The 15,463-nt window shown below is 42.0% G+C and carries 11 protein-coding genes; all 11 read right to left on the reverse strand.

Annotation, left to right across the window (positions count from 1 at the left end; genetic code table 11):
- The coding region (locus PAN06_RS02520) for a carbohydrate ABC transporter permease (protein WP_269795515.1) at window positions 1–797 on the reverse strand (797 nt) is incomplete at its 3' end.
- 15 nt (window positions 798–812) lie between these two features.
- Window positions 813–1,679 (reverse strand): sugar ABC transporter permease, encoded by an 867-nt coding sequence (locus PAN06_RS02525; protein ID WP_161683542.1) that lies wholly within the window; start codon window positions 1,677–1,679, stop codon window positions 813–815.
- Between the two features lie 327 nt (window positions 1,680–2,006).
- Complete coding sequence (locus tag PAN06_RS02530) at window positions 2,007–3,335, reverse strand: ABC transporter substrate-binding protein (RefSeq protein WP_004261815.1); 1,329 nt, start codon at window positions 3,333–3,335, stop codon at window positions 2,007–2,009.
- A gap of 114 nt (window positions 3,336–3,449) precedes the next feature.
- Complete coding sequence (locus PAN06_RS02535; RefSeq protein WP_004261813.1) at window positions 3,450–4,148, reverse strand: N-acetylmannosamine-6-phosphate 2-epimerase; 699 nt, start codon at window positions 4,146–4,148, stop codon at window positions 3,450–3,452.
- Window positions 4,149–4,402: 254 nt separating this feature from the next.
- A complete protein-coding gene (locus tag PAN06_RS02540; RefSeq protein WP_269795516.1) occupies window positions 4,403–7,975 on the reverse strand; it encodes an SIALI-17 repeat-containing surface protein in 3,573 nt (1,190 codons plus the stop codon).
- A gap of 328 nt (window positions 7,976–8,303) precedes the next feature.
- Window positions 8,304–9,284: an acetylxylan esterase gene (locus tag PAN06_RS02545; RefSeq protein ID WP_269795517.1), complete on the reverse strand. Its 981-nt coding sequence runs from the start codon at window positions 9,282–9,284 to the stop codon at window positions 8,304–8,306.
- A gap of 533 nt (window positions 9,285–9,817) precedes the next feature.
- The gene (gene recG / locus PAN06_RS02550) at window positions 9,818–11,833 is read right to left on the reverse strand and encodes an ATP-dependent DNA helicase RecG (RefSeq protein WP_269795518.1); all 2,016 of its coding nucleotides are present in this window, start codon (window positions 11,831–11,833) and stop codon (window positions 9,818–9,820) included.
- 18 nt (window positions 11,834–11,851) lie between these two features.
- Window positions 11,852–12,955 (reverse strand): alanine racemase, encoded by a 1,104-nt coding sequence (gene alr, locus PAN06_RS02555; RefSeq protein WP_269795519.1) that lies wholly within the window; start codon window positions 12,953–12,955, stop codon window positions 11,852–11,854.
- Window positions 12,945–13,307, reverse strand: a complete 363-nt coding sequence (gene acpS, locus PAN06_RS02560) for a holo-ACP synthase (protein ID WP_000635005.1) — start codon at window positions 13,305–13,307, stop codon at window positions 12,945–12,947. The genes alr and acpS overlap by 11 nt, the downstream gene beginning before the upstream one ends.
- A gap of 44 nt (window positions 13,308–13,351) precedes the next feature.
- Window positions 13,352–14,383 carry a 3-deoxy-7-phosphoheptulonate synthase gene (locus tag PAN06_RS02565; RefSeq protein WP_049523943.1) on the reverse strand — a complete coding sequence of 344 codons (1,032 nt, stop codon included), beginning with the start codon at window positions 14,381–14,383 and terminating at the stop codon, window positions 13,352–13,354.
- Between the two features lies 1 nt (window position 14,384).
- Window positions 14,385–15,416, reverse strand: a complete 1,032-nt coding sequence (locus tag PAN06_RS02570; protein ID WP_261443615.1) for a 3-deoxy-7-phosphoheptulonate synthase — start codon at window positions 15,414–15,416, stop codon at window positions 14,385–14,387.
- Between the last annotated feature and the right edge of the window lie 47 nt (window positions 15,417–15,463).

Below are 15,463 nucleotides of genomic sequence, written 5' to 3' on the forward strand. Positions count from 1 at the left end.
TTTTGGAAGACTAAGAAGACTGTTACGATTGGAACTGCTGCAAGAGCGGCACCCGCCATAATCAAACCATAGTTGGTTGCCATTTCAGCCTGCATAGTCGCAACACCGAGTGAGATAGTCAAGTTGTTACGTGAAGTCAACATAACCAACTGCATGAAGTAGTCGTTCCAAGTGTTGATGAAGGTAAAGATTGCAAGGGCTGCAAATCCTGGTTTCACAATTGGAAAGGCTACACTCCAGAAAGTACGAATCTCACCACAACCATCGATTTTAGCTGATTCAAGCAACTCTGTTGGGATATTTTCACTAAATTGTTTCATGAGGAAGACCCCGAATGGCCATCCAATCAAAGGCAGGATAACTGCCCAAAGAGTATCATGGATTCCCATGAAGTTGACGATACGTACCAATGGTACAAGGACAACTTGTTTTGGAAGTGCCATGGCTGCAATAAAGATTGCAAATAGAATGCGTTGCCCATAGAAACGTTTTTTAGCCAATACATAACCTGCTAAAGAAGAGGTCGCACAAACTAAGAACATGGTTACCAATGAGATAAACACAGAGTTCCACATCCACTGCATAGCAGGGTTTTGCACCATGAGTTGTTGGAAGTTCTCCATGGTTGGCATTTTAGGGAACCATTGTGGCGGAATCATAATGGTATCAGGCTGTGACTTGAAGGCACCTGTCAGAATCCAGTAGAATGGAAAGATGAACAGCACGGTCAACAAGAGCAAGATAATAGTTGAAATAACAGTGAAAGCTGTTAAAGGTTTCTTTTGTGTAGATTGCATAGCTGTCTCCTTTCTTTAGTATTCTACGTCGTTTCCAAGTACTTTAAATTGAACAAAGCTTACGATAGCAATCATAACTGCCAAGAAGACGCCGATAGTGTTTGCATAACCGTATTCTGTCAATTGGAAGGCCTTTTCGTAAAGGTAGTACATAAGTGTACTTGTTGAGTAGTTTGGACCACCTGAAGTCAAAAGCTGAATCAAGGCGAAACACTGGAATGAGTTGATTGTTGTAATGATTGCGATATAAAGTGTTGTTGGAAGGAGGCTAGGCCATTTAATCTTCCAGAACACTTGCAATTCAGTCGCACCATCAACACGCGCTGCTTCAACCAATGAATTGTCAATATTACCCATAGCTGCGATATAAAGGATAATCGGCTGACCAACAGATGTAGTCAAAAGGATAATCATAATCGCCATCAAAGCCCAGTTTTTATCTCCCAACCAAGAAATGTTTTGGCTGATGATGTGGCTTGACTTAAGGACAAAGTTTAGAATTCCTGATAGTGGATCATAAATCCATTTCCATACAACCGTTACGGCAACACTACCTGTAACTACAGGAAGGAAGAAGACGAAACGATAGAAAGAACGGGCAATGGCATTTTGATGATAGGTCTGAGATGCTACAAAGAGTGAGAATAAAACAACAACTGGTACAGATCCAATAACCAGAATCACGGTATTGATCAAAGACTTCATAAAGACAGGGTCTTTAAACATGCGAATGTAGTTGTCCAAGCCTACAAACTCAAATTTAGTCATTGAGTAGTTAAAGAAACTTGTAATGAATCCCATAATCATAGGAGCCAATACAAAGATGACAAAGAAGAATAATACTGGTGCTAGGAAAGCGTAGGAAATCACTGTTTCCCGCATACGAATTTTATTGACTTTCACAGTCGGCACCTCTCTTTCACTAATAGAATATTTTGGATTTTATTGAACTGTTTTAAAATCAAAATGAAATTTTTTAAGATTCGCTTATGTAAGAACTTCATTTTAATTTCGTGACAGTTCCTACCATTTCAAACAAAATCCTCCCTTTTCTTACATAGACTATGCACGGGGAAAAGGGAGGAATCAATCTGATTTATACTCTTCGAAAATCGAATTCAAACCACGTCAGCGTTGCCTTGCCGTACTTAAGTACAGCCTGCGGCTAGCTTCCTAGTTTGCTCTTTGATTTTCATTGAGTATTAGTGCTTATTGTTTTGTAGCTTTTTTAATTGTTTCGTTAGCTTTTTCAGTGAAGGCTTTCAAAGCATCCGCTGGTTTTTCGTCACCATTTGATACAGATTGCAACATTGGGAACCAAAGTGTTCTCATTTCAGCAAAACCATTAATAGTGTTGTAGTATGGTGAGTAGTATTTAGTCCAACCACTGATTGTTTCCATACGTTTGTCATCATAAAGTTTGCCAAATGATGTACGAACTGGGAAGGCACCTGTACGAACAACGTCTTTTGGACCCCATTCTTTATCGTCCGCGATGAATTGAACGAATTTCTTAGATGCTGCAACTTTCTTCTCGTCTTTATTGTTGAATACTGCAAATCCGTTTACAAGGTATTCAAGAGCTGGTTTACCTGAATCTGATGGGAATGGTACTTCTACCACTTCTACTTTACTTGCTTCCAAGAGTTTAGCTTGGATACCGTTTTGAGATGGTGCCCAAAGGATTGTGTAAGATGTTTGACCGTTGGCAAAGTTTTGGATATCTGCTCCACCGTCAAATTGTGAACCGTTGTTCAACAAACCGTCTTTAATCCAGCTAGCTGCTTTTTCAAGACCTTTGACGAATTTAGGATCATCAGTTGTATATTTTGTTACATCTTTATCTGTTACAGAACCGCCGTAAAGGTTTGAGATGAAGGCACGTGTTCCTTGGTCTCCCCCTTGACCAGAACTGAACAATGAACCTGGTGTATATCCTTTATCTTTAAGCGCTTTCAAAACTTTTTCAAAATCATCAGTTGTCCAACCTTCTTTTACAAGGTTTGCAACTCCAGCTTCTTCCAACATTTTCTTGTTCATAGCCATGTAGAATGGTGCTGAACTGATTGGATACATGTAAGCTTTGTCTCCAGCTTTACTTGCTTGTACAATGTTTTCGTTGTTAACATCTTTGACGAATTCATCTGTGAAGAGATCATTCAACTCAGCCAATTTACCATTTTTACCGTATTGGATGATACGTCCTGGTGCATCAAAAAGAACGTCTGGAGCTGTTCCAGCTTCGATAGCTGTTGTGATTTTTTCAGGACCTGACTTGAAGTCAATGGTTTCCAATTTCACTTTTACATCTGGATTTGCTTTTTCAAACGCTTCGATGATTGATTTTTCATATGTTCCAACACCGTCACCAGTTTTTTCTTGAGTGAAGACTGGGAATGCCCACCAAGTGATTTCTGTTTTTCCACTATCGCTACCAGATTTTCCAGCATCTTTACTTCCACCAGAGTTACCACATGCAGCAAGGCCAAGAATCGCAGCACCCGCAAGTACTGTACAAGCTAGTTTTCTAAATTTCATTTGTATTCTCCTAATTGATAAGCGTATCCATATTGGATAATGAGTAAGATTGCATTTGTATACGTTTTTATTTCATCCGACGCATTCACCACTCTCCTCTGCTTTTAAATTGTGTTATTTAAGACCAGCAACGAAGCGTTCTGTAATCTCTTTTGGTCTAGTAATAGCGCCACCAACAACGATACCTCGCACTCCATATCCCAGGATTTGTTTGGCTTGTTCAGGTGTATGAATTTTTCCTTCTGCAATGACATCCACGCCAGCATCACAGAGTTTTTTGATTAATTCAAAATCGGGACCATCCACTTTTGGACTGTAAGATGTGTATCCTGATAAAGTTGTTCCGACAAAGTCAATTCCTGCTTCAACAGCTGCTAGGCCTTCTTCGAAAATACTTGTATCAGCCATCAAGAGCTGGTTAGGATATTTCTCCTTAACCTGACGAATAAAGTCTTGAATCTCTAAACCATCGTAGCGTTCACGCTTGGTACAATCCAGAGCAATCACTTCTATGTCGAGTTCTGCTAATTCATCAACTTCTTTCATAGTGGCAGTGATGAAGGGTTCTTGCGGTGGATAATCTCGTTTAATTATCCCAATGATTGGAAGGTTGGTAACCTCCTTGATTTCCTTGATATCGCGAACACTATTTGCTCGAATACCGACTGCTCCACCTTGCTCAGCCGCTTTGACCAGCAAGGGAATGACTCCTCCCGCTTCTGTATAAAGCGGTTCGTGAGGAAGGGCCTGACAAGAAACGATGATTCCATCTTTGATTTGTGCAATCAAGGCTTCTTTAGTAATCTGTGGCATCCTCTTTCCTCCTTTTCTTTGTTCTTATGAGTTCATTATATACCATTTGTTAAGCGCTTTCAATATTTTGTAATAGAATAGATTTCAGTTTCAAAAGTATTTTATAGAACAGCCGTTTCTGAAAGTAGTTTCAGCTCCGTCTTATTTTCTGTTCACTTACCTTATAAAATGATAAAAAGAGATAGCCATCTTTCAAATGGGCCATCTCTTTTATCATTAACGATGAGCTAAATTCATTTTATTCAAGACCTAATCTAGTCCTCTTTTCGTTTCTTCCCAAATGTCAAAACAGATAAGAGACCTGCCACTAATCCTAGAGAAATAAAGGTTGTATTTTCTTTACTTCCAGTATTTGGTAGCTCGTTTTGTTTAGCCGCTGGTGCTTGATAAGTAGCACCTTGTCCAAGAGATAACTTCTTAGCTGGACGTTCGTTTGCAGCTGCTAAGACTGGTTTGGTTTCTCCCTTGTACTCTGGCACTTCATGGATTGCTGCCTCAGCGCCATTGACACCGCCTTTATATTCAGGGAGGTCATTTGAAGCTGCCAAGACAAAATTAGCACCTCCGGTATATTCAGGAACCTCATTTGAAGCTGCCAAGACAAAGTTAGCACCACCTCTATATTCCGGAACCTCATTTGAAGCTGCTAGAACTGAATTTACGCCCCCTTTGAATTCCGGTTTTTCTACTGTTGGTGCTGGTTCTTCTCCTACTGTTGCTAAGGGACCCGTGTATTCAGGAATTTCTGTTACAAGAGCTTCTACTCCATTCACTCCACCTGTAAACTCCGGTTTTTCTACTGTTGGTGCTGGTTCTTCTCCCACTGTTGCCAATGGACCTGTATATTCAGGAGCTTCTTCAGTTACTGCAGCCTCAACGCCATTAACTCCACCTGTAAATTCTGTTTTTTCTACTGTTGGTGCTGGTTCTTCTCCCACTGTTGCCAATGGACCTGTATATTCAGGAGCTTCTTCAGTTATTGCAGCCTCAACGCCATTAACTCCACCTGTAAATTCTGGAACTTCATTTATCGCAGCTTCACTTCCATTTATACCATCGCTTAATTTAGATCCAGCTAAAGAGACTGGTAAATTGTGCATACTTTCAATTGCACCTTCTGCCAGACCTGTAATTCTTTGACCCATGTCCTCTGGATTCACTGTAAATAAGAGAGTTTTGGGATCGTACTGAGTCATGAAGGTTGCCGTTTTACCATTTGCCAACTGAAGGGTTGGAGCCTTATTTACCAATACTTCCGAATCAAACTCCATCGCAATAATACCTGGCCATTTTTGAATAGCATATTTTACTTTTGCTTCTTTAGGAGAAATTCTTTCCTTGGTCAAGAAATCCCAGTTGAATTTCTTGAAGGAAAGTGTATATGGAACACCCCCTGGAGCATGGTGCTCATATAAAAGTCCATATTCATCTGGTCCAATTTGTTGAAGAGAGTTATAAGCATATTCACCTTCCTGAATCAAATGATGGTGCAGCCAAGTTAACTGGCCATCTTCTTCAACACGAGCCACTCGAATATAACCATTTTTACGACCTGGACCGTTCGCATTCGCCAAGAGAATATACTCTTTACCATTTTGAACCGTATGAGTCGCGGCCATTTGAACATAAACATCTGGCACATCATAGCGATCAACGTTATTGTCCCAAGTTAGACCACCATCATGACTGGTCGCAACCTGTAGATCTTCAGTCAAACCACGCATAAAGAGTTTGAGGTCCCCATTGTTTAACTGAACAACAGAAGATTCCGTATTTTGAGCATAATAATTGCTCATGGTACTTGAATCGACTACTGTACCATCATAAAGTGTACGATGGTCGTTAACACCACCACCCATATGCCAAGTCTTACCATGGTCGTCTGAGTAAATGATTCGAGATGATTGAGAACCATTGAGGTGATTAGCCCGGTTGGTCGTATAGACAGGAACGACGATTCGACCTTTATGTGGTCCAGTACGAAGGGTAATCCCCACTCCAGGCCCCACACCTAAGAATTTCATCCAATCGGCTTTGACCATCGGAGTAATATCTTGAGGAGCTGACCAAGTCTTACCATCATCATCACTATAAGACATCCATAGATAAGAATCTTTAGCGACTCTAAATGGAGACGTTTTATTGCTTGTGAAATAAATATTTCCTAATAGTTGATCCCCTTGATATAAATCACCCTTATCACTATAAGATGGTTTCACCGGATCTACAACAACACGATAATCTGTTGGTTTCCCATCTGGGGTATAAACTGTGCCATTTTCACGTATTGTATAGGAGCCGTCTTCGCCTTCTTTATAGAGAATTTGATAAGTTTTGCCATCGATTTGTTTATAGGCTTCTTCTCTTTGATCAGCCATTCCAAAGATTCCTTTCCCTTCTGGGAACATATCATAGATAGAAAAAATTCGTTTTGTCTCAGGATCTTGAACCAAAACCATATCGATGTTCACTGGTGAACCGATTGATGGATCAGAGGCTTTTGGATTGTCTCTTAAATTTGTAATCGTTACTCGGTCGCTCCATGTTTTACCCTTATCTTCACTTCGTCTGACGACCATGCCGATATCGCCCCAGTCACTTGAATGAAGACGACGCTCATCTGCACCAGCAATCAGAGTACCTTTATCTGTCTTAAGAAGTGCAGGAATACGATAACTCTTGATCCCATCTTTATTTGGTTGGTTATGCATTCCGCCTTCAAAAACATCTTCTTTCTCTGATATTTTCGCACCTTCAGGAAGTTTCTTTTCCAAATCACCTCTTTCAAATAGTTGACTCCGTGTTTGAACTTCATCTGGTGTTAAAGCACGATCATAGACAGTCAGGTTCCTAACTTGTAGATTGGATCCCCAAACAGTATTACTAGCACGCTTGGTGGCTCCGATTTGAGCATGTGTTACATCTGGCATATCTTTGATGAAATGACCAGATTTCAGACTTGTTCGAGATAATACCCCGTTCACGTAGAGGCGCACTCGACCATGAGGTAATTCTGCTGTCGGTTTTTCAACTGTGAACGTTACTGAATTCCACTGGCCAGGACGTACTTGTAATGGAGCATCCGTATATTTATCATAAAATTGTGCTCCATTTGCATCACGCCCCTCAATTAATGCTGTATTATTGAGAACAGCCATTGTGAAGTACTCATCTTTTTTCTTATCACTAGACACTGAGAATAGATTATAAAATGCTGGAGCTTTGGCATCCGGCTTGAATTCCATATGGATGGTCGCATTTTGAAGTTTCTTCAATGTGTCTAATTCACTAGCTAGGTCTACACGCTGACCATTTTCCGAATTTGTTTCAACATCTTCTTTTTCTACTACTGGAGTTGCGTTTGCGATGTCTCTAGCATAATAATCTCGAGGAAGTACTCCCTCTTCTTCTTTATTTTGCTCCTTGTTACTTGCTTCTGTAGTTGCAGAATCTGTTTCTGGTTTATCAGCAGGAGCTGGTGTATTGTCAGCTGCAGGTGTATTTGTTGGAGTGGTTGTCTCTGCTTCAGCACTCTCATTTTTCTTCAACTTATCCTGATCAACTTCCACACCATTGTCTTTCGCTGTTGCCAATTTTCCAGCTAATTCACTATCTAAATTTGCAAGACTTCCTGAAGAAACTTCTTTTGGTAATTCTGATAAACCTTGATTATTATTTTCAGCAGCGGTTACAGTTGAGTTTCCTTGTTCATTTGCCAATACAGGGTTTACTCCAAACACCACTGCACCAATGGTTACAGAGGCTACACCCACTGCAAATTTACGAATACCATATCTTTGTTTTCTGTCAAAATTCTTCTGATTCATCTTTCTACCTTTCCATATCACCAAAAATAAAGCGCTTTCTTTTTGTTTTAAAATTTTTACTCCCCACCATAGGAAAACACAAGAAAGTAATTAATAAACGAGAGTTCCTCTCCTTCTCTCTTTCAATATTTAGCTAGCTGCAGTCCAAATAGTAGCTCTTTCACTCCTTTCCTAGAGACTTTTTCTTTATTATACAATAAAGTCATAGGTTTATCTCGAGCTTGCGATAGAATAGATTTTACTTTCAGTAATATTTTAATATTTTAATATTTTTAAAAGTACTTTCAACATTTATAACAAAAAGAGAGCTACTGGGCTCTCTCATTCATCACTTTATATACTTAAAAGAAATCTCACTACCACATAGCCAGTTGTAAACTTGGTCATTGACAAAAACATTCATAGCTTCATGGGCATACTCTGGCATGATACGATAGGACTTGTCACAGGTGAGACGGTTGTAAATCGCAAACTGGGTAATAGGATAGCAAACATCATCGTCCAAGCCCGTAATCATCTTAACCTCACCCTTGATACGATGGGCAAGATTTTTCACATCGATATAAGCAAGGGTCGCCATGATCTCCTCCTCAGTTTCGTGGAAGGGGTCGTGAAACTTGAAATAACGGAAAAGTTCGTCGTAAGCCTCACTGGTATTCCCAATCTCAAGCACTCGTCTAAAGTCAGACAAGAAAGGATAAATGGCAACTGTTTTCTGAATTCGAGGATTGAGCGCTGCTGCAACTAGAGCTAGAGCACCTCCTTGTGAGGCACCATAGCTAGAAAGACGCTTCTCATCAACCTGAGACAGACTAGCAACAATTTCGATCAACTGGTAAATATCCAGATAAACATCCTTATAAAAGAGGTGATCCCGACCTTCCACAGCCCCACGGATGATATGTCCTTTAACTGTATTTCCTAGAGGAGAACGCAAACCGTCTTGCGAATAACCTGACTGCCCCCGCACATCCATGGAAACAACACCATAACCAGCCACAGTATAGGCCAGCATGTCAGCCCAGTCCCAGCCACGCCCCATATAACCATGGAAATGGAAGATTATCGGAACCTTCTCCTCACTCTTTGGAAGAACGACGCGTGCATAGACCTTGCCTTCCTTGCTTCCTTCAAAAGTGAGCTCATAGCACTTGACTTGAGAAATATGGAAATCTCTTTCCTCCAACTGGTAGGCTGGAAGAGTGGAAACTTTTTTCACTTCCTCATCCCAGAAAGCATCAAAGTCTTCTGGAACCTCATCCCGTCCTTTATAAGTCTTGATGTCTTCTAACAAAGCTGGATTTTTCATAGCATGCTCCTTCATTTTTGTAATCGCTACCACAACTGTAGCATATCTAAGAAAGCAATGCAAGAAAGAAGGGTAATACTCTTCGAAAATCAAATTCAAACCACGTCAACGTCGCCTTGTCGTACTCAAGTACAGCCTTCGGCTAGTTTCCTAGTTTGCTCTTTGATTTTCATTGAGTATAATATAGAAAGTGAATTTAGATTTTATTTCTTCAAACCTATCGCCTGAAAGCAGTTTCAAAAACAAAAAAGAGCACTTTCGCTCTTTCTTCTCCTATTCAGTCTTATTTTTTTGCTTCTTTCTTCTGGAAAGTGGTTTGATAATTTACTTTAATCCTTACTGTCATGTGAGAGTCCTCGTTTCTTTTTGATGACTCTAGTATAAAGGGCAAACCTGAAATCTAGCTTAATACTCTTCGAAAATCAAATTCAAACCACGTCAGCGTCGCCTTACCGTACTCAAGTACAGCTTGCGGCTAGCTTCCTAGTTTGCTCTTTGATTTTCATTGAGTATAAGATTTCCTTAGAGAAAGCTTAATCTAGATGTTCTTTCTTTTCCAAATGAAGGGCAATCATGCGCCACTCTGGATCCTCTTGCCAGCCTTCTATAGAACTAATGTAGCTAGCAACCTTTCTGGCTTCTTCTAAAATCGGAAAATCTTCGATAATATCAGCCACTTGAAATTCTGGAAGTCCTGACTGTCTGGTTCCAAAAATCTCACCAGAACCACGCATTTTCAAATCTTCCTCCGCAAGGACAAATCCATTAGTGGTTTCTGTCATGATACGCATGCGGTCTTTCCCAGAATCAGTCTTGGGATTGGCAACGAGAACAGCATAGGATTGCTTATCTCCCCGACCGACACGACCCCTGAGCTGGTGAAGCTGGCTGAGACCGAAGCGATCGGCATCCATGATAATCATAACTGTCGCATTGGGAACATTGACCCCGACCTCGATAACCGTCGTCGAAACCAGAATATCCGTCTTTCTCTCTTTGAACTCCTGCATAATCTGGTCTTTTTCGTCACTCTTCATCTTACCATGTAGCAGAGCTACCTCTGCCTTACCTGCAAAATGAGCTGTCAGCTCCTCAGACAATACAATGGCATTTTTCAAATCCAGAGCTTCTGATTCTTCAATCAGGGGAGAGATGACATAGGCTTGGGAACCTTTTTGGATTTCTCTCTCTAGCCAAGTCAAGACCTGAGGCAGCTGTTCATGCTTAATCCAGCGAGTCACAATAGGCTTCCGGCCTGCTGGCATCTGGTCGATAATGGAAACATCCATATCGCCAAAGGCTGTGATGGCCAGCGTTCGTGGAATGGGAGTCGCCGTCATCATGAGGACATCAGGATTGTCGCCTTTTTCTCTCAGAATACGCCTTTGCCCCACACCAAAGCGGTGCTGCTCATCGATGATAATTAAGCCCAGACGAGCATAATCCACCCCATCCTGAATCAGAGCATGGGTTCCGATAATCAAATCAGCCTCACCCTTTGCTATGTTTTCCAAGACTTCTCTTTTTTCTGCAGCTTTCAAGGAACCTGTCAAGAGAGCCAGTTTCAAGTCTGGAAAGAGGTTCTGTAAACTCTCAAAATGTTGCTCTGCAAGGATTTCTGTTGGTACCATAAGGGCTGCTTGGTAGCCAGCCGTCACTGCTGCATACATAGCCAAGCCAGCGACTACCGTTTTCCCGCTTCCTACATCTCCTTGTAAGAGTCGATTCATGTGGTGGTCGGACTTCATGTCTATCAAAATTTCCTGCAAACTCTTTTCCTGAGCTTGAGTCAAGGCAAAAGGCAAGCTTTCTTTGACAGCTGTCACTTTTTCCTGAGACCAATTCAGAACCAGACCGCTTCCCTGAACTCTATTTTCAGACTTGAGCGTCTGCAATTGCATTTGGAAATAAAAGAGTTCTTCAAACTTGATACGGCGAAGGGCCTGCTTGTATTCTGCCAAATCCTTAGGAAAATGCATAGCTCGGACTGCCTGACAACGGGACATGAGTTTGTATTTGTCCAGCAAAGACTGGGGAAGATTTTCTTCTATCAAGAGGTCCAGTCCCTGATCAAAAGCCGTCTTGATGACCTTGACCAGACTGGCCTGACTGATTCCCTGAGCCAATCTATAGACAGGTTGGAGGTCATCTTCCACCTGAGCCAGGACCTTCATTCCTGTCAGACTAGCCTTTGCGCGGTCCCATTTTCCAAAGACAGCAAGAGTTGCTCCCAACTCTATCTTATCTGCTAGATAGGGCTGGTTAAAGAAATTCACCGCAAAAACGACTTCTCCCTGCTTGAGGCTAAAGCGTAGGCGATTACGCTTGAAACCATAGTACTGGACACTAGCAGGAGTCACGACTTGACCAGAAAGAACCGCCTTTTCACCGTCTTCTAGTTCCAGCACCTGCTTGGTCTTGAAATCTTCATATCGGAAAGGAAAGTAGAGCAAGAGGTCTTGCAAGTTTTCAATTCCTAGTTTGGCGTATTTTTCTGCTGACTTTGGTCCCACACCAGGTAAGACATGCAAGGGTTGATGTAGATTCATGCTCCACTCCTTTCTTTTCTAATAATATTCTCTCGGAATGCGGTCGCTGAGAAGACAAACCACCTCATAGTTAATAGTCCCACGGTAGGTCGCTACCTGAGTAGCTGTAATTTCCTTGTCCCCGTTAGAACCAATCAAGGTTACCTTGGTTCCAAGTGGGTAAACCTTAGGCAGACGAATGGTGATTTGGTCCATAGAAACCCGACCGACGATTGGACAAGCTTGGCCTTCTACCAAGACAGAAAAATTCTGCATGTCTCGTGTCCATCCATCCGCATAGCCAATTGGTACCGTCGCGATGACTTGCTCGCTATCCGCCTGATAGGTAGCTCCGTAGCCCATACAAGCTCCAGCTGGAACTGTCTTGACATGGACCATAGCAGACTCCAAGGTCAAGGCTGGTTTCAAGTCATAGGGCAAGTCCAAGACCTCTCCGCTAGGGTTAAGACCATACATAGCATCTCCCATACGGACCGCATTGAAAATAGTCTCTGCATGCCAAAGGGTCGTTGCCGAATTACTGGCATGAACCAGCTTTGGAAGACCTTTCATACTTTCCAAAATAGTTTTAAACCGTTCTAACTGGGCATTAAAGTAGTGATCTGATTCCTCATCTGCAGTAGCAAAGTGGGTAAAAATCCCTTCAACATGCGCACCGTGTTGTTGAAGCAAGTCTTGAGCTTGATCAGCCTCACTAGCCTCTCTAAATCCAATCCGTCCCATCCCTGAGTCAATCTTGAGGTGGACTGTCAATCCAGTTAGGTCTGTTTCCTTATCTAAGAGTGATTGAATCCACTCCAATCCAGCCACTGTCAAGGTAATGTCGTATTCTTTAGCAAGAGCAACAGTTTCGATGTCAGAAACTCCTAAAATGAGGATTCGATTGCTCAGTCCAGCCTGTCTGAGTTCAATGGCCTCATCAATATTAGAAACGCAAAAGCCATCAACATCATCTTGAATAGCCGTCGCAACAGCAACAGCCCCATGCCCATAGGCATTGGCCTTGACCACAGCCCACTTGAGCGTTCCTTTAGGGATATGAGCACCCATTTGCTGAATATTTTGTCGAATAGCTCCCAGATGAATCAGAGCCTTGGTTGGTCTATGTGGACTAGCTTTCATGATTTTCCTCCAAAATGACACTGGCTGTCACAAACTGATCTGTATGGCTGATAGACAGCCAAATCTTTCCTGAAAATGGTGCCTGACTAAAATAAGGCGCCCCGCGTTCATTATTCAAGACTTCCAAATCCTGAAAACCGAGCTTGCCAATGCCCGTTCCCATAGCCTTGGAAAAGGCTTCTTTAGCCGACCAGCGACCAGCCAAATATTCAATCTGCCTGCGCCCTTTAAGACTGGTGAAGCGTTCCATTTCCTTAGCGGTCAGAACGCGCTTAGCAAATCCTTCATGTCGTGTAACTGCGCTTTCTATCGAAGCCAATTCTTCGATGTCAATTCCGTGTCCAACTATCATTCTCATCAAAAGGAGTTGAGATTCCCCAACTCCATCCTTTTCACTTATTTTGTCAAGGTAGCATAGATTTCTTCTACCAAGGCCTCTGTATTTTCCCAACCTAGGCAAGGATCAGTAATAGAACAACCAAAGACCTCTGGTTGGTTTTGACGACCATCTGCTAGGTAAGATTCAATCATAAAGCCTCGAACCGTCTTTTTAATCTTCTCATTCCAATCACGATTCTGCAAGGTCTTACGAACCACTCGAATCTGCTCCATATATTGCTTGCCTGAGTTATCATGGTTGGTGTCGATGAGGATAAAGGGATTTTCAAGTCCCATGGCTTCATAGCGTTCAATAGCATTTAGCAAAGTTTCATAGTAAAAGTTAGGCTCATTTTTCCCATATTCATTAACTGCTCCACGAAGGATGACGTGGGCCAAAGGATTTCCTGAAGTCTCAACTTCTTGACCATGGAAGAGGAAGGTTTGTTTGTTTTGAGCGGCATAGATACCGTTAAACATTACTCCAAGATTTCCTGAGGTTGGATTTTTCATCCCGACCGGTGCATCAATCCCTGAGGCCACAAAGCGGTGCTCTTGGTCTTCCACAGAACGAGCCCCAACAGCATGGTAGCTGACCAAATCATCTACCAAGACCAGATTTGACGGATAAAGCATCTCATCTGCCGTTGTCAAACCAGTCTCTGTAATCACGCGGTAGTGCAACTGGCGCACAGCCTGCAAGCCGTTAATCAGGCTTGGAGCCTTAGAGGTATCTGGTTGGTGAACCAAACCTTTATAGCCGTCTCCGTTGGTGCGTGGTTTAGCTGTATAAACACGCATAACCATGAAAATCTTGTCCGCCACCTTCTTCTGCAAGGCTGATAAACGGCGGGCATATTCCAAGACAGCCTCTTCATTGTCAGAAGAGCAGGGACCAATCACCAAAAGAATTCTGTCATCTTCTCCTGAAATAATGTCTGCCAATTCTCTATCACGACGCTCCTTTAGTCGCAAGGCTTCCGCAGACAATTGGGTTTCTGCCTTGATTGCTTCAATATCAATTTCTTGACCTTTTTCAATAAATGCCATCTTATTCTCCTAGCGTTTGATAGATTTCTCTGACAAGGGCTTCCGTATTTTCCCAGCCAAGACAAGGGTCTGTGATAGACTTGCCAAATACTTCTGGTTCGTTTTGACGGCCGTCTTCCAGATAAGACTCAATCATAAAGCCACGAACGTACTGCTTGATTTTTTCATTCCAATCACGATTAATCAAGGTCTGGCGGACAATTCGAATCTGATCCATGTATTGCTTACCAGAATTGTCATGATTGGTATCGACGATGATAAAAGGATTTTCCAAGCCCATTTTCTCATACTGGGCAATAGTATCCATCAAATTATCATAGTAGTAGTTGGGAATATTCTTACCATACTCATTGGTCGCTCCACGAAGAATAGCGTGCGAAAGCGGGTTTCCAGTTGTTTCCACTTCTTTTCCTAGGAAAAGGAAACTTTGTTTGTTTTGAGCAGCATAAATCCCATTAAACATGACATTGAGATTTCCTGAAGTTGGATTTTTAAAACCAGTCGCAAAATCTGCTCCACTTGCTACAAAGCGGTGTTGCTGGTCTTCAACCGAACGGGCACCAACCGCCATGTAAGAAATCAGATCATCCACAAGCGGTAGATTTTCAGGATAAAGCATTTCATCAGCTGTCGTCATACCTGTTTCCGTAATGACACGATAGTGAAGATGGCGAACTGCTTTGATTCCGTTGATAAGACTAGGCGCTTCTGCTGTGTTAGGCTGGTGAATCAAGCCCTTATAGCCATCTCCGTTGGTACGAGGTTTGGCAGTATAAACACGCATAACCATAAAGATACGGTCTGCTACTTCTTCTTGCAAAGCTGCCAAACGCTTAGCGTACTCAAGGACAGCTTCTTCATTGTCAGATGAGCATGGCCCAATTACCAAGAGAATCCGCTGGTCTTCTCCACGTATAATGGCTTCTAGCTCTTGATCGCGCTGTGATTTTCTCTCCAAAGCTTGGCCTTCTAATTTTGATAAGGCACGAACTTCTTCAATATTAATTTTAGGACTTTTTGCTGTAAATACCATAACTCATCTCCTTATAAAGCAAACGGATACCAAGTAAAAATTTACTT

This window comes from Streptococcus sp. SM3 (assembly GCF_027497875.1).

Coding starts and splice junctions, on each gene's coding strand:
- PAN06_RS02570 (WP_261443615.1), bottom strand. CDS start 15,416: ATGGTATTTACAGCAAAAAGTCCTAAAATTAATATTGAAGAAGTTCGT.
- PAN06_RS02525 (WP_161683542.1), bottom strand. CDS start 1,679: ATGCGGGAAACAGTGATTTCCTACGCTTTCCTAGCACCAGTATTATTC.
- PAN06_RS02565 (WP_049523943.1), bottom strand. CDS start 14,383: ATGGCATTTATTGAAAAAGGTCAAGAAATTGATATTGAAGCAATCAAG.
- alr (WP_269795519.1), bottom strand. CDS start 12,955: ATGAAAGCTAGTCCACATAGACCAACCAAGGCTCTGATTCATCTGGGA.
- PAN06_RS02530 (WP_004261815.1), bottom strand. CDS start 3,335: ATGAAATTTAGAAAACTAGCTTGTACAGTACTTGCGGGTGCTGCGATT.
- recG (WP_269795518.1), bottom strand. CDS start 11,833: ATGAATCTACATCAACCCTTGCATGTCTTACCTGGTGTGGGACCAAAG.
- PAN06_RS02545 (WP_269795517.1), bottom strand. CDS start 9,284: ATGAAAAATCCAGCTTTGTTAGAAGACATCAAGACTTATAAAGGACGG.
- PAN06_RS02535 (WP_004261813.1), bottom strand. CDS start 4,148: ATGCCACAGATTACTAAAGAAGCCTTGATTGCACAAATCAAAGATGGA.
- acpS (WP_000635005.1), bottom strand. CDS start 13,307: ATGATAGTTGGACACGGAATTGACATCGAAGAATTGGCTTCGATAGAA.
- PAN06_RS02540 (WP_269795516.1), bottom strand. CDS start 7,975: ATGAATCAGAAGAATTTTGACAGAAAACAAAGATATGGTATTCGTAAA.